The sequence below is a fragment of the Pararhizobium sp. P1_E7 genome (genome assembly GCF_056405855.1).
In genome coordinates this window covers 58,832-81,711 of sequence record NZ_JBFUBH010000009.1, presented here as the reverse complement: position 1 = coordinate 81,711, position 22,880 = coordinate 58,832, and the positions used below count along the sequence as shown (strand labels likewise).

Sequence of the window (22,880 nt, the reverse complement as noted above, 5' to 3'; positions counted from 1 at the left end):
CCAATGAAAAAATGCGAATATTCGGAACAACGCGAGAAAATAGTAGCCGATGCGATCCGTCCGGTTGCGACGGAATTGCGGTTGATCGATGCCGCCGACTTTATCGCGATGCTGCGTTTTGAATCGCATGGGAGCCTGGCGGACCTGGTGTCATCGGCCGCAGAACTCTATTTTCTTCCCGGTATCGTGAACTTCGGCATCGGCGGCAACTATTCGCTCGACTGGGGCACCGAGCCGGAAATTACGCTCGATCTCGAATTGAAGCCGGACGGCGTTACCGTCTATGCGCAGCTGGCCCTGGGCAAGGATTCGGCCGGTCTAGAGATCAACCATATCGCATTTCAAAGCCCGTCCAGCGATCCGGACGAGAATACGGCGTTCCTGGCCCAGAGCCTGAACGCGGCGAAATTCGTCAAATCCTATCCGACCGCTCTTGCGAGTTGAGTTTCGGGCGAATTGAATTCCGGTCGAGCAGAGTTCCGGATACAGGCCATGACGGCCAAAAAACAATCAGCTGATATAACCGAGACGAATAGCCTTGGCGATCGCCTGGATTCTGTTGACCGAATCCAGCTTGGTCGTCGCGGCCCCGAGATAGGCGTTGACCGTATGCACCGACAATCCCATCTTCTCGGCGATCTCTTCGCTGATATAGCCGTCGCCGGCCATTTGCAGGCAGCCGATCTCGCGGTCGCTGAGCGATTCGGACGGAAGCATGCGTCTTTCGTCGGCTGCGAGAAGATCGGTCATGATCTGGCAGCTACGACCATGCAGATCGATGATCATCTCGCTCGACACGTCGATATAGCTTCCCATGAAGACGACATAGCCATTGCCTTGGGCGCCAAGCCTGACCGGCAGGGCAATCCCGGAATAGGGCAGGATGCGAGCGGAAAGACGCTGGGTGAAGCGGGCAAAGTCCGGCGTCTCCGCCGCCTGATGCTCGCCTATGCCGTTCCACAGCACCGGCAGCAGCGACGCATCGAGATGCGCGAGCATTTCGCCGCCATAGGCAGCGACCAGTTCATGCGCCATGACCTCGGTATCGGCGCCCCAATTATCGAGGACACAGCTCAACTTGCGCGTTGCCGGAAGGCCGTTTCCGTTCAGCCGCAGAACGGCGAAATTCTTGGCGTTGATCTGCTTCTGCATCGCCAGCAGCCGCGTCACCAGCGTTGCCGCCCTTGACGCCCTCGCCTGTTGCCTGACTGTCCTGGCGTCATCGCCTGCGCGCCCATGCGGGAGGAAATAGGTCATGACCGGCCTCCTAGACGAGATTGTTGCGGACGGCATAGGCGATGGCCTCGGAGCGGGTCTTCGTTGCCGTCTTGCGCATGACACTGGTGATGTAATTGTTGATCGTGTTGCGCGAGATGCCGAGGATGACCGCAATCTCGTCGCTGGTCTTGCCCTCGGCGATCCAGAAGAGGCATTCCAGCTCGCGTTCCGTCAGTTCGAAATCTCGGTCGGTGCGCACGCCGCGCTCATTTGTGAAGCTTGCAAAATAACCGGTCAGCAGACCGACGTCCCGCAGGCTTTCCTGCGAAAGGATCACGTCCTGCGGGAAGAGCAGCATCAGCGACAGCCGGGCGCGCCCGACATTGAAGGTTATGGCGCAATATTCGCGGCTGATGCCGCGGCTGATGTCGATGTCGTCGGGCAGGCTCATGAACACCGGCTGCATCACCGAAAGACATTTCTCCATCTCGTTGGTCTTGGCGTGGAGTTGCGACATCACCTTTCCGAGGCGCTTGACCACGTCGAATGGCCAGTCCGAACAGACGACAAAATCCAGGCCTTCATCCTGCGACAGATCATAGCGCGCGAGCAAATAGTGGGTTGCCCCCACATAGTCGGTCAGGGCCGCCAGCCCCTTGTTCAGATTGCCGCGTCCGGCGAACTCGCCAAGCCTGCGAATGAGCTGCTCTTTGGAAGGAACCCGCCCAACACCGCGCGCGACCGACCCTGGCAACGGCCACGTCGCAACCTCTGTCTGTAGAGCATCCATGACATTACCCCCGTGATGGATTCGTCCGTGCTCAATCAAGCGTTTTCACCGCCACCGCCGGCAACTGTATCGAAGCGTTCCGCATTCTTCGACACACGCGAATCAGGTACGCGAATCACTACATAAAATGTACATCGCCCCTCGCGAAAAACTACTGCCCCCTTATTGGGGTTTACTATTTGAGAAATCCATGAATCGATTCGCACTCAAATGCGCAGGAAATCGATGAGGGACTGGAAGTCATAAAACCAGAAAATCCTAAATGATTGTAATCATTTCTTTCTTTTGAAGAATCTTCGCCCGGAAAACCTCGTTTCTCATCAAACGGAGCCGTGCGGCGTGTCTTTCGAAACACTAAAACAGCAAATCAAATCGGAGATTTTTGAATCGCCGCCATTTGTCAAGTTTTCATTTTTCTATTTGTTTCAATTGATGTTGCCGAATTACATCATCGCCGCCCACGGTTTAAATCCCTTCCGTGAATGCAAATCGAAGAAATATTCAAAATTCATCTCTTATAATAGTTCACAGAAACTGAATTAGTACTGACATCTGGAATCAATACCTGCCTCCCCACGATCAAACCGGCAGACAAACGTCCTTTTCCCCAGAGAAAAATTAACAATTTGTTAAATATAACGAATCCCGGGATGCCGCGTTACATCTTCCAGGCTGCGCCCGATTCTTGCGGCCGTGGCCGGATGACAAAGCAATACAGGAAACGGCCGCGAGTCTAGCTTTTCGAGGCAAAATCCCATTGCCACCCGCTGCCGCTCCATCCAGATGCGCGGTCCGAATTTCATCCTATACCCAGGGTGAAATCCTGTCGGAAGCCAACTACCCTGAGTTGGGTTACACATTATCCTGTGCAAATAAAAAATTCCCCCGCACGAACCGGCCCCCGAAGGTTGATGTCCAACTTTCGGGGGCCGGTTCGGCAAAGTGGGTTTTCTGAGCATTTGGTATGCGACAGAGACAGCGTCCGTTGTCAGGCGGCTTTCTCGGCGACCCATTTGCGCAGGATCTTGGCGGCACGTTCTTCGCTGATTTCCACCATGCGGGCAAGCCGCCGCTCCGGGCCTTCCTTGACGCGCCGGTTGAAGCCGCCTTCGCTGTCGTCCCCCAGGCTGAGCAGGTCGTCGGTGCTGTCGAAGCCGAAGTCGGATCCGAAGCCTTCCATGAGCGCGCCTCCGGCACCGCCGTTCGCAGCTGGCGAGAAGTCCGGCAGTTCCAGACCGACCGGTTCGTTCTCGGCAAGTTGAGCGGCGCCGCCACCCAGGCCCATCGAGCGGGCCAGCGGACGCATCCCCATCCACACCACCACGAAAGCCACCGCGACGAAGGCAAGCGCATTGATGATGCCGCCCAGATTGCGGGTCAGCGTTTCCATGATACCCGGACCGGCAACCGCTTCGTCGAGCAGCTGCGTGTTGACGAAATCCATCGCCGTCAAGGTGATCATGTCGCCGCGCGCCGGGTCCAGGCCAACGGCCGATGCGACGATCTTCTGCATGTCCTGGATATAGGCGTCGATTTTCGCCTGGTCCGCACCTTCGCCGACCATGGCGGCAACCCGGCCGCGGTTGACCACCACGGCGACGGAAAGCTTTTCCAGAGTGTAGCTGCTCTTGACGGTGGCAACGGTCTTCGAGTTGATCTCGTAATTGGTCTGCTCTTCCTTCTTCTCGGTCTGGTCGTTCGACTGAGGTCCGGTAGCGCCGCCCGTGGGAGCCGCCTGCGGAACGTTCTGCTGAACGGTCGCGGCATTGTCGGGCTGCTGCTGGCTGGATTTCTGCTGTTCCTTGGTGACGCGCGTCGAACGCTCGACCCGCGATTCCGGATCGAAGACCGTTTCCTGGATCTGCTGGGTATCGGTGTTCAGCTTGGCGGTGACGCTGGCGCGAAAGTTGTCCATGCCGAGGAAAGGCGTCAGAGCCTTGTCGATATTGCTTTCGATTTCCCTCTGGACGTTCTGGATGATGCCAAGCGACTGGTTCATCGCACTGTTGGCAGGATCGTCACCGGAGGCCAGAAGCTGGCCGGTGGAATCCAGAATCGTCACGTCGTCAATGCCCAGGCCCGGAACCGACGAAGCCACCAGATGGCGGATCGAGGCTGCAGCATTGCGGCCGATATTGGCGCTGGCGCGGATCATGACGGAGGCCGTCGGGTTCTGTTCGGCCTTTCTAAAGCTGCCGCGGTCGGCCATGACGATGTGGACGCGGGCGGCGGAAATTCCCGAAATCTGCTGGATCGTGCGGGCGATCTCACCTTCGAGGGCGCGGACCCGGGTGACTTCCTGCATGAAGGAGGTGAGACCCAGCGAACCGACATTGTCGAAGAGTTCGTAACCGGCATTGGCGCTGTTGGGCAGGCCGCGCTCGGCCAGGTACAGCCGGGCCTTGCCAGTCGTGCCAACCGGCACCTGAATGCTTGTCCCATCGGAGCCGACTTCGAAATTGATGTTGGCCTCGGCAAGGGCAACGCTGACCTGGTTCAGGTCGTTGTTTTCAAGGCCGACATAGAGCGTTTCATACGAGGGTTTGTTGACGTAGAGCCCGGCAGCGAGAACGATACCGACTGCGATAACTCCGGCTGCAACCAGCGCGATGAGCTTACCCTGTCCGAGACCGGCCAGGTTTTTCGTGACCGTCGAAAGTTGATCCAACAGATTCATTCTGTTTCCGCACCCAGTGGCACATGTTCCGTTCAGACAACATCGCCTGGCGAGTGAACATACGCAGATCCAAACATTCGGGTTGCTGGGCCGATCCGGCGCCTGTGCTTCGTCAAATCACGCGTAAATCTACCAGTCCCGATTGGCACACTAGAAAACGAAACTTGCGCGAACTTGTCTTGGAAGCGCGCTTTTGGCTGCCGTACAAAACTTCCGCGGCTTCAACGACGGTTCAAAAAACAAAACCGCCGCCTCGATATGGTTGTCGAGGCGGCGCAAACTATTGAAAGAGCGACAATATCGGCTAGAAAGCCTCGAAATCGCCTGCCGCCTCGGTCAGCGGCTGGGAATGGCCGTGGCGCAGCATGCCGTTTCCAAGCGATTTCTGCATGTCGGCAAGCTTGACGAGATTGAGCGCGGTGGTCACATCGACAAGCCACGACTGCGGAATGGCCGCGGTGACGGTATCGATGAACTCCGCAAGCCCGCGCGTCTTCTGGACGGCCAGATCGATGCCCTGCAGGACCTTGATCCGATCAGCCGATTCCAAAACCGCCTCGCCATGGATATCGCTGAGCATCGGTTCGATCCGCTCGATGAGATACGCCACATCGTAGAGTTCCGAGACGATGCGCATCATCACATCCGGAAGCGCCTCATCGACGTGAGGCATATGGCTCTTCATTTCAGTCAGCATTAAACGCCCTCACGCTGGCAACAAATGCCGTCCGGAACTACCCCTGCCGAACGGCTACGCTAAACACTTTGCCAAAGCACATCCCGGGGCTCCCCGGGATAGCGCCCAAGCGCTAGAAAAATTCGATCGCATTGTCGGCCGGCTTGGGAACAGGCCTCGGGCGCTGTTCCTGGGCGACGGCTTTCTGCGTTTCCACGCCCGTCAGCGCATACTGCCGGGCACGGCCGCTGAGCGGCCAGTATTCGAGCTTGCGGCCGTGATCTCCACCGGTACTCTCACCGACCACCTGGATCCCTTCGTCCATCAGGAACTGGCGCGCAAACAGCGCATTCTGCTCACCGACGTTGGAGAAGCGGGCGATCGTCTTCGCACCGCCGAAGATCTTCGCCTCAAGCCGCTCGCGGCGAGCACCCTTCTTCAGGAGCCCGTTGATCAGCAGTTCCATCAGATGCACGCCGTAACGTGTTGCATCGCCGCCTGATGAAATCGCATCCGCCGAACCTGGCAGAAGGAAATGGTTCATGCCACCGACGCCCGCGACCGGATCACGCATGCACGCTGCCACACAGGAACCGAGGATGGTCGAGAGCACGACGTCCGGATCGTTGACCACCTTCCATTCGCCCTGAATGACATGCACGCGCTTGATCGCAGCCTCAGTGATCATTTCAATGCCCCAAATACGGCTTCGATCGCAGCTTTCATCTTTTCAATCGTGAAGGGCTTGGCCAGCACGTTGTTGGCGCCGAGCGCCGCAGCCTTGGTGACCAGCGCGCGGTCGCCCTGGGCCGTCAGCATGATGAAGGCAGCCTTCTTGGTGGCCGGATTGTTGCGCACGGCCGCAAGCAGGCCAAGGCCATCCATCTTCGGCATGTTGAAATCGGAGATCACCAGATGATGCGGCTGTGCCGCCATGATCTTGGCGCCCTGCTCGCCATCGCCAGCGACGGTGATCTGCTTGAAACCAAGCTGTTGCAGGGCATCACCCAGCAACAGGCGGCTGGTGACCTGATCGTCAACGATCAGAACTTTGATTTTTTCCGCTAGGGACATTTATTCGCTTCCTTCTCTTCGGGCGGCGGTGCTTTTCAGGACTTCTTCCCCGATTGAGCCGAGGGGTAGTTGGGTTTCGACGGCGCCCAGTTCATAGGCAACCCTCGGCATTCCATACACGACGCAGGTTTTTTCATTCTGACCGAATGTGCGGGCGCCTGCGTGGCGCATTTTCAAAAGACCGGATGCGCCGTCACGGCCCATACCGGTGAGAATGACGCCGACCGCATTCCGGCCAGCGAGTTCCGCGACGGAATCGAACAGCACATCGACGGACGGGCGATGGCCATTCACCGGCTCACGATCCAGGAGACGGCAGCTGGGTGACGTGGGATTGACGACCTGCAGGTGACGCTCTCCGCCGGGGGCCAGATAAACCTTGCCGATTTCCAGCCGGGCGCCGTCCGTGGCCTCAGTGACCGTTGGCGCGCAAAGGCGATTGAGACGCTCGGCAAAGCTTTTCGTGAATGTGTGCGGCATATGCTGCGTGATCACCGTCGGCGGGCAATTGGCCGGGAATTTCTGCAGGACGGTAATCAGTGCTTCGACACCGCCGGTGGACGAGCCGATCGCGATGATCTTTCTTCCAGCTCTATAATCGGAAGCCCCGTTGGCGTTGGCAGCACTCGGCGCCGCGATCTTGTTGCCGGTGATGATGTGCTTGCGCTGCGACCGGGCAGCTGCCTTGACCTTTTCAGCCAGATCGCGGAACGGATGCGGATCGCCCGGCAGCGGTTTACCGACGCAATCGAAGGCACCGATTTCCAAAGCCGCCAGCGACGCTTCCGCGCCCTTGTGCGTCAGCGTCGAAACCATGATGACCGGCATCGGGCGCAGGCGCATGATTTTTTCGAGAAATTCCAGCCCGTTCATGTTGGGCATCTCGATGTCGAGCGTGACGACGTCGGGATCGAGATCCTTGATCGCCTGGCGGGCCTGCATGRCATCCGCAGCCTGGCCGATAACCTGGACCTCCGGATCGCTGCTCAAGATGGCGGTGATCAGCCCGCGCATCGTGGCGGAATCGTCAACGACAAGAACGCGCGCAGCACTCATGAGCGGCCTCCATGAGGCTTGCCGGTGTAGCGATAGGTGGTGATGCCGATATTGTCGAACACCGATTTTGCGTCGCCGGACACACGTTCGGAATGACCGATATAGAGATGCCCCTTGGGATTGAGCATGCCGGCAAACCGTGACCAGATTTTCATCTGGGTCGGCTCGTCGAAATAGATGACGACGTTACGGCAGAAGATCACGTCGAACTGTCCCTTGAATGGCCACTGCGCCATCAGGTTCAGTTCGTTGAAGGTGATCAGTTTCTTCACCCGGTCATCGACCTGCCACTTCTGGCGGCCGTTGACCGAGGTTTCAGTGAACCATTGCTTGCGCATCGCCGGACTGACGGTCTCAAGGGCGGTCGCGTCATAGGCGCCGGCCCGGGCCAGTGCCAGGATCTTGGGGTCGATATCGGTCGCAAGAATACGGAAATCGTAGTCCGCCGCATTCGGCAGCATCGACAGAACCGTCAGCGCAATCGAATAGGGCTCCTGCCCGTCCGAGCAGGCCGCAGACCAGATCCGCACCCGGCCGCCATTTCTGGCGCGCGCCAGAAGTTCCGGCAGAACGTCGGATTTCAGATGCTCGAAATGATGGTTCTCGCGGAAGAAGCGGGTGAAATTCGTCGTCAGGTGCGAAAGCATGTCGCGGCGTTCGGCGGCACCGGCCGGCGATGAAACCAGCTGGCAATATTCGCGAAACCCCTTCAAGCCGATGTTGCGGATATGCTTGGAAAGCCGCGAGTAGACGAGCGAAGCCTTCGATTCATTCAGGTAGATGCCGGCGTCGGCATAAATCATCGCAGCGATCTCCACGAGGTCGCGGCGGGTCAGCGGATATTCTCCGCTCGCCAGGCACTCGTCCGGGGATAGCTTGCTGTCAAAGGCGGCCGGCATGCTCATGCAGCTTCACTTTCAGTATGAGGAAACACGGCTTCCAGTTCGATCAGGCAGATCATCCGCCCTTCGATCGCAAGGATGCCGCGGGCAAATGTCCGCTCGAACTCTGACGTCATATCCGGTGTCGGCTGGATGTCTTCGTCCTTGATCGTCAGAATATCGGAGACCGCCTCGACGAGGATGCCGACGACCCGGTTCTCGACCTGCGTCACGATGATGACATGGCGCACTGTCGGTTCGGCCGGCTTCATGCCGAGACGGGCGGAAAGGTCGATGATCGGCAGCACCGCGCCGCGCAGGTTGATCAGGCCAAGGACATATTGCGGCGCATGTGGCATCGGCGTTGCCGGCGTCCAGCCGCGGATTTCCCGCACGGACATGACGTTGACGCAGAATTCCTGATTCCCAATGCGGAACGCGATCAGCTCGCGTCCACCATTCGCCAGATTTTTTGCCAGATACGTCATAAGTCCTACCCTGCGGCAGCCAGCGATGATTCGAGTTGAAGGGACTGGCCGCGCGACGCCGAAACGACGGCATCGACGTCCAGGATGAGAGCGACGCGACCGTCGCCGAGAATGGTGGCCGCGGCGATGCCGGGCACGTGGGTATAATTGGCCTCAAGGCTCTTGATGACGACCTGACGCTGGCCCTGGATGGCATCGACCATCAGAGCGCGCTGGCCGCCGCCTTCGGATTCCACCAGAAGCGCCACGCCTTCGACCGGATTGGCCTGGGTTGCGCGGAAGTTGAGGATGCGGCCGACATCGACCAGCGGGCAGAACGAGTTGCGGATCGAGATCAGCCGCTGCGTCGCGCCGAACGAATGGATTGCTGCCGCATCCGGCTGCAGGGTTTCGACGATCGCCGTCAGCGGCACGACCAGCGTCTGGCCGGCAACCGTCACGACCATGCCGTCGAGCACGGCGAGCGTCAGCGGCAGGCTCATTGTGAAAACCGAGCCGTGTCCCGGTTTCGAAGAGATGTTGATGCGGCCGCCGAGCGCCTGGATGGAGCGCTTGACTACATCCATGCCGACACCGCGTCCGGAAAGGTCAGAGACCTTGTCGGCGGTGGAAAAGCCTGCGTGGAAGATCAGGTTGTCGATTTCCTCGTCCGACAGGTTGGCATCGGCTGCGATCAGGTCGTTGTCGATCGCCTTCTGGCGAACCTTCTCGCGGTTGATACCGGCGCCGTCGTCGGAAAGCTCGATGACGATGCGGCCCGAGCGATGCTTGGCGGTCAGCTTGACGGTGCCTTCGGCATTCTTGCCGGCGGCAATTCGCTTTTCCGGCATCTCGAGGCCGTGATCGACGGCGTTGCGGATCATGTGGGTCAGCGGCTCGGCGAGCTTGTCGATGACCGTCTTGTCGACTTCGGTGTTTTCACCCTCGGTGATGAGGCGAACCGATTTGCCGGTGATATCGGCAATTTCGCGGACCGTGCGGGCCATGCGCTGGAACACCGGCTTCACCGGCTGGGCGCGGATCGCCATGACCGAGTCCTGGATCTCACGGGTCAGCTGCTGCAGCTCTTCCAGACCCATGTTGATCGAGGAAACGCCGTTCGAGTCATTTTCAATGACGCTTTGCGACAGCATGGCCTGGTTGATGACCAGTTCGCCGACGAGGTTGATCAGCCGGTCGACACGATCGAGATCGACGCGGATGGTCGGGGCAGCGGCCGAGGAGGCTTGCTGGGCATTGTTCTGGGCCGCTGCGGCGGCTGCGCCCTTGTCGCTTGCGGTAGCGCGCGATGCGCCGGCGGCCATCTGGACGACATTGGATGCCGCTTCGGCGGCAGCGACCGCTTGCTGGACTGCAGCGATCTGTTCTTCCTCTTCGACCACGCCGAGCGGCACATCGAGCTCGCCATCGAGCGCGGAGAGATCGAACGGGACCGGCTGCATCGGCAGGTCGTCGCTGTCGGATTCCGCAGTTTCACCGGTTTCCAGAGCCGTCACGTCAAGATCGCAGTCCCACTCGGCGAATTCGAAGACCGAGCGCACGGCGTCTTCGCCCTTGTCGGTCTTGATCGACACCTTCCAGGAGAAATAGGCGGCTTCCGGGTCCATCTGGTCGAGCGGCGGCAGGCTATCCATGTTGCAATGGATGCTCATTTCACCGAGGCGCGAGAGGTCGCGCAGGAGCAGCGTTGCTTCGTTGCCCTTGGTATAGAGTTCCGACTTCGGTTTGAAGACGATGTCGTAGGCCGGAAGATCGCCTGGCGTTTCATCGTCATCGCCGCCGAAATCCTCGAAGGAGAAAGCGACGGGCGCAAAGCCGTGCTCATTGACAACCGGTTCGACCGGCGCGGGCTTGGCAACGGCAGCAGGCTTTGCCGCAGCGGCCTTGGGTGCAGCCGGTTCCAAAGCCGAAGCGGCAGGTGGCGCTTCGCCCTTGGCAAGCGCCTCGAGTTCGCGGATCAGCTGCACCGAGCGGGCCTGATCGACGCTGCCGCCGTCGCGCGCGACATTGGTGAGGTCGGCCAGCACGTCGGCCGATTTCAGCATCACCTTCAGGACGTCCTGGGTCGGTTCCAGCTTGTTGGAACGAACGCAATCAAGCGTGGTCTCAAACACGTGTGCGAAAGAGACAAGATCATCCAATCCGAAAGCGCCGGCACCACCCTTGATGGAGTGGACCGCACGGAAAACCGCATTCACCGTTTCCGGATCGCGGTCGCCGTCATTGAGCCTCAGGAGACCGGATTCCAGTTCGGCGAGCTGCTCCTCGCATTCCTGGAAGAAAATCTCTTTGATTTCGTTCATATCCATGAGGGGAATCCTGGCGTTATGCGGTTACGCGCTCGATAGCATCGATCAGCTTGGTCGGATCGAAAGGCTTGACGATCCAGCCGGTAGCGCCTGCCTGACGCGCGCGGTTCTTCTTTTCCGCATCGCTTTCCGTCGTCAGGACCAGGATCGGGATTGCCCGGTATTTCTCGTTCTTGCGCACGCCCTCGATGAAACCGAAACCATCGAGACGCGGCATGTTGATATCCGTCACGATGACGTCCGGATTGGCATCTTCGAGAACTTCAAGGCCCTCGATACCGTCTTCCGCCTGGATCGTTTCGAAACCGGCATTGTTCAGTGTGACCAGAAGCATGTTCCGGATGGTTCTGGAATCATCGACTGTGAGAACTTTCTTTTTCATGTCTCAAATCTCCTTTGCCACCAGATGGTCGATATTGACCCCGATGAGCTGTGTCGTCTTTGCAAATGCGTCCGACACCTTGGCGAAGGTGAAAGACTGTTTATCCTCTTCCCAGCTTTTGGCCCCGGCCATCAGGACCTGAACGCACAGTGCGCCGACGCGCTCGACGGCCGATGCGTCGATCACCAGCGGATTGCCGCGCAAACCCATCAACTTGCCGTGCAGCGCGTTGGCCTCGTTGAGGTCGAGGACCGGTGCGAGGCTCAAGCTTTTCCGAGCGGCTTTCTTGGCTGCCATCTCTACTTTCCTTGTCTGGCTGGGAGTAATTTACACGGATGGTTCAACTGGTTTCCGGCACGCCGACGCCAGCGCACATGCTGCAGTTCGAAAATCGCCGATCCCGGCAGAGTGTGTTTGCGGCGGCTCTGCATCAGCGCCCCAACCCGGCAAGGCGACCCTTAAGGCCGTAGCCGTCCTCAAAATCGTCATTGCTTCCGCCGGCGATTTCGTCCTGCCGTCCGGTTGGGGACACGATGGCCGGGGTTGAATAGGACGATATAGCCGTGGCCTTCGGCGCCTGCCGCTGGACATGGAACTGGCGGATCGTCTGGCCAAGTTCGAGAATAACGGTGTGCAGGTCGTCGCAGGTCTCTTTGGCGCCGGCCGCCTGATGGGCACTCGCGCCGATTTCGGCGCCGATACGGCTAAGATCGGAGGTCGCAGTCTGAAGGCTGGTGACCTGCTCGGCGGTTTCATTGGCAATGCCGGCGATGGCATCGTTGATACCGCGAACCTGCTCGACAATGCTGCTGATGGCGTCCTGCGTGCGGCCGACGCGTTCGACGCCCGCTTCCACCTGGGATTTCGTGCTCGATACCAGCTGCTTGATCTCGCGGGCCGCATCGCCCGAGCGTTGCGCCAAGGCGCGAACTTCCTGGGCAACGACGGCAAACCCGCGGCCGCTTTCACCCGCACGCGCAGCTTCGATGCCGGCATTGAGCGCCAAAAGATTGGTCTGGAAAGCGATCTCGTCGATAACACCGATGATCTGGCCGATCTTTTCGGCCGACGCTTCGATATCCGCCATGGCAGAAATCGCCTGTCCGGCAATCTCGCCACTATGCTCGGCGGACTGACGCGTTGCAGCGACGCTCTTTTCCGCCGCCCGTGTCTGGCCGGCATTATGCTTGACCCGATCGGCGATTGCGCCAAGCGACCTGACGGTCTCGCCGAGCACTTCGGACTGTTCCTGCGCTCTTACGGCAAATTGCCCGGTCTGGCCGGCAAGGTCGTGCGACGATGTTTCAATCCTCGCAGTGCGATCGGAGATGCCGATGAACGCGTTCTGCGTGGCATCGAGCGCGCCGTTCAGGTCCTGGGCCAGCGGCTGGTAGGCAACGGCCACGTCATTGGGCGTGCGAACGGAGAGATCGCCGCGGCCAAGCGCCTGGGTGACATCGCCAAACAAGGCCAACGCCTCTGCTTCACCCGCCTTGCGCTGTTCGGCGAGCTGGCGCTGGTGGCTGTGGCGCTGCTCGTTGAAGCGCAGGGAAACGGAAATTTCGGTGTCGACGAAAACGGTGCGCACCAGAGCTGCGACAAGATCGGCCAGCTCCTTCCTGTTGGCCTTGCCGAGCGACAGCATCGATTTCGGCCAGAACTGCTCGATCATTGAACAGATCAGGCGTTCGAGCACCACCGCATGGCCGGCGATCTGCCAGCGTGGATCGAGCCCCATCTTGCTTTCGGTATCCGACAGCACCTTGACGCGCTCGGCATAGAGGCTGTCGAAACGGGCATCGGTGAGCACGCTCCAATGCGAGGACTGAAGGTCGTGCAGCCGGTCGATCTGGCGGTCGCTGGTGAAATGGCGCGCGGCATCCGGAAAGGACTGGAGACGCTGGAACAGGTCGCGCAAGGCGAGCTCGACTTCGGCTCCAAGCGACTGGCGATGTTTGCGCAGGACGTCGGTCTGGCCGTCATCAAGCCCGGCAAAACGCAAACGCTCGAGCAGGCTGCCTGCCTGAGCTTTCCTCGTTTGATCTGGCGATGTTTCCTGCCTCACGCTTTTCCCCGGTCCGGTATGTCATCTCTGGAAACCATGTGGCTTTCAGAGGTATTCTGTAGAAAATCAAACTCTTGCTGCATGGCCACACGCCTTGGAAAGGCACGCGGCGCATCCACCCAACGGATGTTTCAAAGGAGCGGTGCCCAAGCGTGCCGTCTTGCAAGACGCCAAGTGGGGACGGCTTTAATGCCGGCTACCCACGGCGATCGGCCGCTTCGTTCCCAAGAGATATCCGGTGAAAGTGCATACCGGATCAGAACCGGTTCGTCGGTACGGCGTCATGCCTTCCAGGGAAGTAGATTTTCCCACTCCAACGTGTATGACCATGTTTATGGTTAATTCCTTGCTTGAAGGTTAACGGTTGATGGTCCGTATCTTCTTTCACTAAAATTAACCCGGTATTGCTCCGACCGGGCGCAACCGCCTGCGGACCGGGGCTTTCAGGGCGCTGGAGAAACAACAGGTTTTCAATGGTAAAACTTGAGAGTTGATCTTGAGGTACCCCGCCATTAACTACTGCCTATTCTGACCGGCATAAGCCATGCGCAAGCATAGCCGGACAAAGTGCAGCGGCATCATGATGATGACGTAGAAGGAACGGGCAATGATTGTTCTGGGAATAAGCGCGACGCTTATCGCCACCCTTACACTGGCAGCGGTCTCCATCCTCTTGAATATCGAGGATGATCGTCAGTCGTTGAATGCCCGGATTTTCTAAGAAATAGTTAAACCGCACTTCAACTTCGAAGCATATGCGTTGCAAGATGCGGCGCATCGTTGCATTTCCTCGGATGCAGGAAGCACCGGATATCTTTGCGGCTGCAGTCTCTCAATTTTGTCTTTTGCTTGAGCGCGCTCATTGATCGGGTCGACCGAAAAGACCCGCCCCGAAGGGCGGGCCACAGGTTCATTCGGCTGGAGCGTATTGAATACCGGCCGGGATCCCCGCCCGGCGCGGCAGAGTGAGAGCGACGATCAACCCCAAAACCGTTCCGACAGCGGCCAGATAAACGGCAAACCGCGTGCCTTCGACAAGGCCGGCTGCAGCAGCCGTTTCGCCGGCTGACCCTGCAACGCCGTTGGCGACGGCGACCAGGATGGCGAGGCCCACGGCCAGCCCGACCTGCAGACTGGTCGACGCCATGCCCGAGGCGACGCCCTGCTCTTCGTGGGCAACCCCCGTCGCCGCCACGATCCACATCGCCGTCCACACCATGCCCTGGCCGACGCCCAATACGGCCATGCCCGGAACCAGGCCGGCATAGCCCCATTCCGGCAAAATCCCGTAGGCGAACGCAACCATGCCGGCGACGCTCAGAACCTGGCCGATGACAAGACTGGTGCGAACGCCCGAGCCGGTGGCCATGCGTTCACCCAGTTGCGTGCCCACGAAGATGGCGATGGCCGGAACCAGGAATGCCAGACCGGTCCACAGCGCGTCAAAGCCGAGCATTCCCTGGAACAACACGGTTTCGAAGTAGGGCAAGGCACCCAGCGTGGCGCCGAAGAAGAGTGTCAACAGCATGCCCGCCAGCGCATAGCGGTTGGAGAACAACCGCAACGGCATCAAAGGATCGCTGCTGCGCGCTTCGATAACGAAAAAGGCCGCAAGCAGGATCAGCCCGCCAATCAGCGCCAACAGGATCGGCGGGGACGCCCAGCCCGATTCCGGCCCCTGCACGAGAACGTAGACCAGCAATGTGATGCCAGTCGTTGCCGTCAGCGCGCCGGGTAGGTCAAAGCTGCGGTGCGAGCCATGCGCAACATCACGCGGCATGACGATCAGGGCGCCGGCGATGATGATGGCGACAAGCGGCACGTTGACGAAGAAGACGGCAGGCCAGCCATAGGCGCTGGTGAGGACGCCACCGAGCAGCGCGCCGACAGTCAGGCCCGAGGCTCCGGCACCGCCCCAGACAGCCAAAGCGCGGTTGCGTTCGCGGCCTTCGGCAAACAACGTTGTCACCAGCGACAATGTTGCCGGAAACAGCAGTGCACCGCCGACACCCTGGATGGCCCGGGCGATGATGATGGCGCTCGGACTTGCCGCCAGTCCGCCGACCAGCGACGATGCGCCGTAGAGCGCCAAAGCGAATATGAAGACCCGGCGGCGGCCGAGAAGATCGGCGGCGCGGCCGCCCAAAAGCAGGAAGCCGCCAAAGGCGACACCATAGGCGCTGACGACCCATTGCAGCGTCTGGCGCGAGAAACCCAGTTGCGTCCCGATATCGGGCAGCGCGACGAAGACGATATTGTAATCCACGGCGATGACCAGTTGAGCGAAGGCGAGCAGGAACAATGTCCAGCCCAGCCGCCGGTGATCGCCGGTTGCGGGAGAAGATGACATGATTGATATCTCTTTGTTGCGGGGACAAGGCTGCGCAGTCTTGATAATTTGATAGTACGGGTATAGTCGTACTATTGTCAACGCGCGGCGCCCAAAAAGTTTGACTGTACGCGAACGGTTTATTATCTTCCCTTCATGAACGATCATCATCCCACACGTGAAGACCTTCGCCTCCCCGATATCCTGCTGGCTCTGGGCAATCCGATCCGGCTGGCGGCGGTAAAACAGATCGCTACCGGCGAATGCATCTGCAGCGACATCGCTGCGGACGTATCGAAATCGACGATGACGCATCATTGGCGCGTGCTGCGCGAAGCCGGCGTGATCCGGCAAAGACCTGAAGGCCGCGTCATCTATATGTCACTGCGGCGGGATGATCTGGAGGCAAGGTTTCCAGGACTGTTGTCGGCGATCTTCAACGCTGATCAGCCGGCCTAGGCTCGCCGAAGACACGCCAACTCATATCCGTGTGTTCCGGCAGTTGGCGCCTACAAGGCTTGGGCGCGTTTCGTCCAACTGGCCGCGTACCTGACATACGCGTCCGGAATGGAACCTTTAAACGCCACCGTATGCGCCTGTGCCCGGCTGGCATCGGCAAGGCACGCAGCGCCAAGACTGGTGCCGGTAGCACTCTGGCTGCCGATCAGCACGGGCCGGCCGGTTGCTGCCTTGAGCATACGCAGATAGGCCGGGTTCGCAGCGAACGGCCCTTCGACGACAATCTCGCCTTGGGCGCCGATCAGATCGAGAGAACTGGCTGTCATCATCGCCAGATGGAAGGATACGGCCGCGAGACGCTGCGGGCCGGTCAAGGACGCCTCGTCGCAGGTCCAGCCTGCCCGGGCATGCGGGAAAGGGCCAGAGCCTTCCGGCACCGAGGGCAGAAGCATCCATTCGGCCGCGGCGACCTCCGCCTCGATTTCTTCCGACACCGTGACCGCCGGATCAGGGATAAGCATCGAGAATGCCCGTCCGCCCATGAAGCGCGCCGATGGGACGGGATCGCCGAGCGCGTTGACGTTGATCAGCGTGTCGCGCGCCTCGTCCAGCACCACCTTCCTTGCACCCATCGCCATCATCACCACCCAGGTTCCCGTCGAGACAACGGAAAAAGGTGCTGCCCGTGTCAGCACATGCGGGAGCAATGAGGCGTTGGAATCGTGGATGCCGCAATAGACCGGCAAGCCTTCCGGCAGGCCAGTGTCCTTCGCGGCCTGCGAGGTCAGTCCCCCCAGGATATCGCTTGCGCGCCGCACCGGCGCAAACAGCGGCCGCCAGCCGCGCGCATCGACCATGGTGGAGAAATCGGCAGAATAGGGGTTCCACAAATCGGTGTGGCAACCAAGCGACGTCAGTTCGGTGGAGAGAATGCCGCTCAGGCGGTAGGACCAGTATTGCGCATAGGTGAGGATACCGGCGACACCGGCGAATTGGTCCGGGAAGGTCTGTTCCTGCCAATAGATCTGGGCGCCGATGTTCAGCCCCATCGGCAACCGGGCGGCGCCGGTCTCGGCAAAGGGCGGGCGAACCTTGTCGTAGTCCGCAGCCAGCATATCGGGTCCGGTGTGTTCATAGTCCAGCAGCGGCAAGGCGAGATCGCCGTTCTTGTCGATGAGCACAGCCGTTGCCCCATGCGTGGTGACGCAGATCGCCTCGATCGGCGTCTCAGCATTCAGCGCGGCAAGACTTTCGGCGATGAAGCGCCAGAGGCGCTCGACGTCGAAGTGCGGATAAAGGCCCTCGGCAACAACGGCATTTGCGGTCTTGCGCACTGCCGTTTCCTCGAAACGGTCGAGATCGACCAAAGCGACCTTGGCATTCGTCTTGCCGATATCGATGACGGCGATGGTTTTCATACGCTTACTTCATGTGAAAGACGGTTGTGAGCGGCACGGCGACAGGCTCGTTGTCCGCCTTCGTCTCCATGATATCAGCCATATGGGCCCACCATTTCTGCATCACCGGATGCTTGGGCAGATCGGCCATCGTATGATCGTCCTGCCGCCAGAGAACACCGAACAGCAGATTGGTCTCCTCGTCGAGATGGATGGAATAATCCGACACGCCAGCAGATGTCAGGAGCGCTGACAATTCCGGCCAGATGGCGTCGTGCCGGGCCTTGTATTCCTCAGCCATGCCGGGGTTGAGCCGCATGCGAAAAGCGTATTTTTCCATTAGCTTCCTCAATGGGCCGTGCGGCGGCGGGCGCGTGACCACAGGATCGGCAAGGCAATGACGGAAATCAACAGCACGCCGATGAAGATCGACATCACGATACCCGGCACGTTCAGAAGGCCAAAGCCGAAGGTGACCATGCCCATGATGAAGGCTGCAAGCACGACGCCCGGGATGGTGCCGGAGCCGCCAAGGATGCTGACACCACCGAGAACGACCATCGTCACCACTTCCAGCTCGACGCCCAAGGCAATCGACGGACGGGTGGAGCCAAGCCGCGAAGTCAGGCAGATCGAGGCTATGCCGGCCATCAGGCCAGTCAGCAGAAACAGGATGAACTTGACGCGGCCGACGCGCACGCCGGAAAAGAGTGCGGCTGTCTGGTTGTTGCCGATGGCGTAGACGGCGCGACCGAAATTCGTCTTGTGCAGCAGCACGCTGTAGACAACGGCAAAAAGCACGAACAGCGCGAATTCGAACGAGAACACCCACCAGACATAACCCTGGCCGAAATAGGCAAAACTCGCCGGATATCCCGTATAGGCCTGGTCCCCCAATATAATGAAGGACAGGCCGCGGAACAGGCTCATCGTGCCGATGGTGACGACGATCGACGGCAGGCCGAGGCCGGTGATCAGCACCCCGTTGACCGCACCACAGAGGAGCCCCGTGCCAAGGCCGACAACAACGAGCATCGGCGTATCGGCGCCCATCGTCACGGCCAGCCCCATGGCCGTCGATGACAAGGCGATGATCGAGGCAACGGACAGGTCGATTTCGCCGGCGATGATGACCAGCGCCATGGCAAAGGCGATCAGCGCCTTTTCGGTGAAATTGAACGTGGCGTCGGACAGGTTCCACGGGTCAAGGAAATAGGGCGAAGCAAACGAGTTGACCGCGAAGATCAGGGCCGCGACGATCAGAAGCAGGCTTTCCCAGCTCTTCAGCACCCGGCTGCTTCGGCTCTGCAGCCGGTCCGGGATGATCCTGGGTGAAAGATTTTGCCCCGCCATCAGACCGCCTCCGCTTTCTTCAAAATGACCCGGCCCTTGCGCTTTTCGGTGCGGGCGTTGACCGCGACGGCGATGATGATCACCATTCCGGAGATCGCCAGCTGGGCAAAGGGCGAGATGTTGATGACCGGCAGCGCATTCTTGATGACCCCGAGGAACAGGCTGCCGAGCACGGCGCCGCCAACCGAGCCGATACCACCGGCAATCGAGATGCCGCCGATGACGCAGGCCGCGATGATATCGAGCTCGAAACCGGCGGCGATATCGACATAGGCGACCGCATAGCGCGACACCCAGAGATAGCCGGCCAAGCCAGCCAGTCCGCCGGACAGGCAATAGGCGAGGAAGCGCGTGCGGCCGACATCGATGCCGGTATAGACGGCCGCATGCGGATTGCCGCCGACGGCAAAGAAGGCGCGGCCGACGGGCGTGCGGGTCATCAGGAGATAGACGGCGGCGATCGCCAGAACCGACAGCCATGACAGGACCGGAAAACCGATCAGCGGCGCGCGCGGCAGCGCCTTGAAGGCGTCGCTCATCTGATGGGCGTTGATCCAGGCGCCGTTGGTGAGCAGGAAGATCAGGCCACGATAGATGGTGAGCGTACCGAGCGTCACGACGATCGGCGGGATATCGAGCTTCCAGACGAGCAGGCCGTTGACCGAACCGAGAGCAGCACCGAGGGCGACGACGGCGAGGATGACCAGCGGGATAGGCACCCCTGGAAAGGCGGCATTGATCATTGCCGCAACCATGCCGCTCAGCGCCAGATTGGCGGCCATCGACAGATCGATGCAGCGCGTCAGGATGACCGCCATCTGGCCGAGCGCCAGGATGATCAGGATCGAGGTGTCATTATAGACGCGCGCCAGATTGGCTGGCGCAACGAAGCCCGGGAAGCGCAGCGCGATCAGGAAGACCAGCGCGATGATGGCGATGACCAGCAGGACTTCGCGGTTCTTGAGCAGCTTTGCCATTATGCGGCCTCCCGGATGCCGGCGGCGGCCCGCACCAGTTTTTCAGCCGTCAGTTCGGCGCGTTCGAAACGCCCGGCGATGCGGCCCTCGCGCATGACGATGACGCGGTCGGCCATGCCCATGATTTCGGGGATTTCCGAGGAGACCATGATGACGCTCAATCCCTGCCCTGCCAGTTCGCTCATGAAGGCGTGCACCGCAGCCTTGGAGCCGATATCGATGCCCTTGGTCGGTTCATCGAGAATGATCACCTTCGGCTGCGTCGCCAGCCACTTGGCGATCACCACTTTCTGCTGATTACCACCGGACAAGGTGCCGACATCCTGATCGAGCGAGGCGGCGCGCAGGTCGAGGCGCTGGGTATATTCGCGCGCCAGGGCAAATTCATTGGCAAGCTTCAGGAAGCCGGCCCGCGAGGTTTTCTGTAGCGAGGGCAGCGTGACGTTCTGAAAGATCGGCAGGCCGATGATCGCGCCCTGGCGGCCGCGCTCCTCCGGCACATAGACAATGCCGGCCTCGATTGCCTCGGCAGGAGAGCGGATGACGAGCACGTCGCCATTCAACTTGACGGCACCGGCGGAGGGCCGGGTGATGCCGATCAACGACTGCATGAACTCGGAGCGGCCGGCACCGATCAAACCGTAGAAGCCGAGGATTTCGCCGCGGCGAAGCTCGAAATTGATGTCTTCGAATTCGGTCGGATGGCGATAGCCGGAAACAGTGAGCACCGGCTCGCCGATCGCCACGTCCACTTTCGGGAAGACCTGGCCGACGTCCCGGCCGACCATCATCTTGACCAGCTGATCCTGCGTCACATCGGCAATCAGCCCCTCGCCGACCATGCCGCCGTCGCGGAAAACGGTATAGCGGTCGGCGATGCGAAAAATCTCGTCGAACTTGTGGCTGATGAACAGGATCGCCTTGCCGTCCGCTTTCAACCGGTCGATCAGTTCGTAAAGCTCGTGGATTTCCTTGTGCGACAGGGCAGCCGTCGGCTCGTCCATGATGACGACGCTGGCGTCGATAGACAAAGCCCGGGCAATCGCCACCATATGCTTGTTGGCGATGCCGAGATCGCGCAGCCGGATGGTCGGATCGATTTCAGCGCCGACGCGGGCAAGCAAGTCGCGCGCATTGTTATTGAGCTTGTTCCAGTCGATCAGGCCGAAGCGACCCCGCGGCGCATGGCCAAGGAAAATGTTTTCGGCGACCGACAGCTCGTCGAACAGCACGGTTTCCTGGTGGATCGCGGTGACGCCGGCGTGCGCCGCGGAGAGGGCCGTCGGAAAATGGGTTTCCTCGCCACCGACCCGGATCGTGCCGCCATCCGGCTGGTAGATGCCGGTGAGGATCTTGACGAGGGTCGATTTACCCGCGCCGTTTTCGCCGATCAGCGCAGTGACGGAGCCCGGGTAAAGAGCGAGAGAGACGCCGGAGAGAGCGCGCACGCCCGGAAAGGACTTGGTGATGTCCTCAAGCGCGATGGCGGGTTTCATCCGCGATGTGGTCGTTTCCTGCAGCAAGAGGCAATCCACCGGTATGATTGAATTTGAAAACTGTCGGCAAGCTATCGCTTGCGCGATTGCCCCTCACCCCAGCTCTCTCCCCGCATGCGGGGAGAAAGGATTACGGCGTTTGCCGCTTGGTCCTTCTCCCCGTCACAACGGGGAGAAGGTGGCCGCCAATCTTCTCAATGAAAGACGAGGGCGGATGAGGGGCAGAGCGCTAAAACCGCCAGATCAGAAGATCTTGGCGAATTCCTCGACGTTCTTGGCGTCATAGACGAACGGATCGGCCATCGCGCCTTCGTTGTTGTCGTCGAGCTTGACGGTGCCCATCCGGCCCATCTTCAGTTCCGCACCCGGCTTTGCTTCTGCGCCGCCGATCAGATCATAGGCGATCATGGTGGCGGAATAGCCGAGGTCGATCGGGTTCCAGATAGCGAAGGACTTGGACGAACCGGCCTTGACGTGCCCTGCCATTTCCGAAGGAAGGCCAAGGCCGGTAACGTTGATCTGGCCGACCTTGCCGGCGTCTTCAACGGCCTGGGCGGCAGCAACGATGCCGACGGAGGTCGGAGCGATGATCGCCTTCAGGTTCGGGTAGGACTGAATGAGCCCCTGCGTTTCGCGGTAGGACTTGTCGGCAAGGTCGTCGCCATAGACGGTGGCAACGACGTTGATGCCTTTGTAATTGCCCTGGACCTTCTTCATTTCCTCGATCCAGGTGTTCTGGTTCGTGGCGGTAGCCGAGGCCGAAAGCACCGCGACATCGCCGCCTTCAGGCAGCTGATCGGCGGCGAGCTTAATAATCATGTTGCCGATCAGCGGGTTGGACGAGGGGTTCAGATGCATTGCCCGGCCTTCCGGCGCGACGCCGCTGTCCCAGGAGATGACCTTGATCCCGCGATCCATCGCCTTCTTCAACGCCGGAACCAGCGCGTCCTTGTCATTGGCGGAGATGGCAATGGCATCCACCTTCTGTGCCACCAGCGAATTGATCACTTCGATCTGGCCCTCGGCCGTCGTCGATGTCGGGCCGGTATAGATGATCTCGACATCGCCGAGTTCCTTGGCGGCTTCCTGGGCGCCCTTGTTGGCTGCTTCGAAGAAGCCGATGCCCAGCGCCTTGACGACCAGCGCGATCTTCTTGTTTTCGGCATGCGCGGTGCCAGCCATCAGCGCCAGCGAAACCGCCGTCGTGACCATCAGTGCTTTTAGAATTTTCATGACGTTCTCCTCCCTGAAGC

General features: G+C 60.0%; 23 protein-coding genes. 2 read left to right on the top strand and 21 right to left on the bottom strand.

The features are described 5' to 3' along the window. Positions 1–3: 3 nt before the first annotated feature. Positions 4–444, top strand: a complete 441-nt coding sequence (locus AC1D17_RS12600) for a hypothetical protein (RefSeq protein WP_477565741.1) — start codon at positions 4–6, stop codon at positions 442–444. Between the two features lie 66 nt (positions 445–510). On the opposite strand, the gene visR is transcribed toward AC1D17_RS12600, so the two are convergent. From visR to AC1D17_RS12525, 15 genes are all read right to left on the bottom strand, one after another. Continuing rightward, a complete protein-coding gene (gene visR, locus AC1D17_RS12595; RefSeq protein WP_477565740.1) occupies positions 511–1,257 on the bottom strand; it encodes a transcriptional regulator VisR in 747 nt (248 codons plus the stop codon). Positions 1,258–1,267: 10 nt separating this feature from the next. Continuing rightward, positions 1,268–2,008 (bottom strand): transcriptional regulator VisN, encoded by a 741-nt coding sequence (gene visN, locus AC1D17_RS12590; RefSeq protein WP_477565739.1) that lies wholly within the window; start codon positions 2,006–2,008, stop codon positions 1,268–1,270. A gap of 988 nt (positions 2,009–2,996) precedes the next feature. Beyond that, positions 2,997–4,685 carry a flagellar basal-body MS-ring/collar protein FliF gene (fliF, locus tag AC1D17_RS12585; RefSeq protein ID WP_477565738.1) on the bottom strand — a complete coding sequence of 563 codons (1,689 nt, stop codon included), beginning with the start codon at positions 4,683–4,685 and terminating at the stop codon, positions 2,997–2,999. A gap of 304 nt (positions 4,686–4,989) precedes the next feature. Further along, on the bottom strand, positions 4,990–5,382 hold the full coding sequence (cheT, locus tag AC1D17_RS12580) for a chemotaxis protein CheT (protein ID WP_037156523.1): 393 nt from the start codon (positions 5,380–5,382) through the stop codon (positions 4,990–4,992). Between the two features lie 112 nt (positions 5,383–5,494). Continuing rightward, positions 5,495–6,049 (bottom strand): chemoreceptor glutamine deamidase CheD, encoded by a 555-nt coding sequence (cheD, locus tag AC1D17_RS12575; RefSeq protein ID WP_477565737.1) that lies wholly within the window; start codon positions 6,047–6,049, stop codon positions 5,495–5,497. Beyond that, positions 6,046–6,435 carry a response regulator gene (locus tag AC1D17_RS12570; RefSeq protein ID WP_037105534.1) on the bottom strand — a complete coding sequence of 130 codons (390 nt, stop codon included), beginning with the start codon at positions 6,433–6,435 and terminating at the stop codon, positions 6,046–6,048. Before AC1D17_RS12570 ends, cheD begins: the two co-directional genes overlap by 4 nt. Next, positions 6,436–7,491, bottom strand: coding sequence for a protein-glutamate methylesterase/protein-glutamine glutaminase (locus tag AC1D17_RS12565; RefSeq protein WP_477565736.1), 1,056 nt, complete (start codon positions 7,489–7,491; stop codon positions 6,436–6,438). Beyond that, positions 7,488–8,396, bottom strand: coding sequence for a protein-glutamate O-methyltransferase CheR (gene cheR / locus AC1D17_RS12560; protein WP_477565735.1), 909 nt, complete (start codon positions 8,394–8,396; stop codon positions 7,488–7,490). Before cheR ends, AC1D17_RS12565 begins: the two co-directional genes overlap by 4 nt. Beyond that, a complete protein-coding gene (locus AC1D17_RS12555) occupies positions 8,393–8,860 on the bottom strand; it encodes a chemotaxis protein CheW (RefSeq protein ID WP_477565734.1) in 468 nt (155 codons plus the stop codon). Before AC1D17_RS12555 ends, cheR begins: the two co-directional genes overlap by 4 nt. A gap of 5 nt (positions 8,861–8,865) precedes the next feature. Beyond that, positions 8,866–11,169, bottom strand: a complete 2,304-nt coding sequence (locus AC1D17_RS12550) for a chemotaxis protein CheA (protein ID WP_477565733.1) — start codon at positions 11,167–11,169, stop codon at positions 8,866–8,868. Between the two features lie 16 nt (positions 11,170–11,185). Then, positions 11,186–11,551: a chemotaxis response regulator CheY1 gene (gene cheY1, locus AC1D17_RS12545; RefSeq protein WP_037156535.1), complete on the bottom strand. Its 366-nt coding sequence runs from the start codon at positions 11,549–11,551 to the stop codon at positions 11,186–11,188. A gap of 3 nt (positions 11,552–11,554) precedes the next feature. Continuing rightward, positions 11,555–11,848 carry an STAS domain-containing protein gene (locus tag AC1D17_RS12540; protein ID WP_477565732.1) on the bottom strand — a complete coding sequence of 98 codons (294 nt, stop codon included), beginning with the start codon at positions 11,846–11,848 and terminating at the stop codon, positions 11,555–11,557. Positions 11,849–11,981: 133 nt separating this feature from the next. Beyond that, a complete protein-coding gene (locus AC1D17_RS12535) occupies positions 11,982–13,616 on the bottom strand; it encodes a globin-coupled sensor protein (protein WP_477565731.1) in 1,635 nt (544 codons plus the stop codon). Between the two features lie 523 nt (positions 13,617–14,139). After that, a complete protein-coding gene (locus AC1D17_RS12530) occupies positions 14,140–14,394 on the bottom strand; it encodes a hypothetical protein (RefSeq protein WP_477565730.1) in 255 nt (84 codons plus the stop codon). 132 nt (positions 14,395–14,526) lie between these two features. Beyond that, positions 14,527–15,966 (bottom strand): MFS transporter, encoded by a 1,440-nt coding sequence (locus AC1D17_RS12525; RefSeq protein WP_477565729.1) that lies wholly within the window; start codon positions 15,964–15,966, stop codon positions 14,527–14,529. A 135-nt stretch (positions 15,967–16,101) separates the two neighbouring features. Between AC1D17_RS12525 and AC1D17_RS12520 the strand changes: the two genes are divergently transcribed. Further along, positions 16,102–16,404, top strand: coding sequence for an ArsR/SmtB family transcription factor (locus tag AC1D17_RS12520; RefSeq protein ID WP_477565728.1), 303 nt, complete (start codon positions 16,102–16,104; stop codon positions 16,402–16,404). A 50-nt stretch (positions 16,405–16,454) separates the two neighbouring features. On the opposite strand, the gene AC1D17_RS12515 is transcribed toward AC1D17_RS12520, so the two are convergent. The 6 genes from AC1D17_RS12515 to rhaS all read right to left on the bottom strand — a co-directional run bounded on the left by AC1D17_RS12515 (position 16,455) and on the right by rhaS (position 22,860). Continuing rightward, the gene (locus AC1D17_RS12515) at positions 16,455–17,822 is read right to left on the bottom strand and encodes an FGGY-family carbohydrate kinase (RefSeq protein WP_477565727.1); all 1,368 of its coding nucleotides are present in this window, start codon (positions 17,820–17,822) and stop codon (positions 16,455–16,457) included. A 4-nt stretch (positions 17,823–17,826) separates the two neighbouring features. After that, positions 17,827–18,141 (bottom strand): L-rhamnose mutarotase, encoded by a 315-nt coding sequence (gene rhaM / locus AC1D17_RS12510; protein ID WP_477565726.1) that lies wholly within the window; start codon positions 18,139–18,141, stop codon positions 17,827–17,829. Between the two features lie 8 nt (positions 18,142–18,149). After that, positions 18,150–19,154, bottom strand: a complete 1,005-nt coding sequence (locus AC1D17_RS12505; RefSeq protein ID WP_477565725.1) for an ABC transporter permease — start codon at positions 19,152–19,154, stop codon at positions 18,150–18,152. After that, positions 19,154–20,134: an ABC transporter permease gene (locus AC1D17_RS12500; RefSeq protein ID WP_477565841.1), complete on the bottom strand. Its 981-nt coding sequence runs from the start codon at positions 20,132–20,134 to the stop codon at positions 19,154–19,156. Before AC1D17_RS12500 ends, AC1D17_RS12505 begins: the two co-directional genes overlap by 1 nt. Continuing rightward, the gene (locus AC1D17_RS12495) at positions 20,131–21,627 is read right to left on the bottom strand and encodes a sugar ABC transporter ATP-binding protein (protein ID WP_477565724.1); all 1,497 of its coding nucleotides are present in this window, start codon (positions 21,625–21,627) and stop codon (positions 20,131–20,133) included. Before AC1D17_RS12495 ends, AC1D17_RS12500 begins: the two co-directional genes overlap by 4 nt. Positions 21,628–21,870: 243 nt before the next feature. Further along, positions 21,871–22,860 (bottom strand): rhamnose ABC transporter substrate-binding protein, encoded by a 990-nt coding sequence (gene rhaS / locus AC1D17_RS12490; RefSeq protein WP_264220507.1) that lies wholly within the window; start codon positions 22,858–22,860, stop codon positions 21,871–21,873. Between the last annotated feature and the right edge of the window lie 20 nt (positions 22,861–22,880).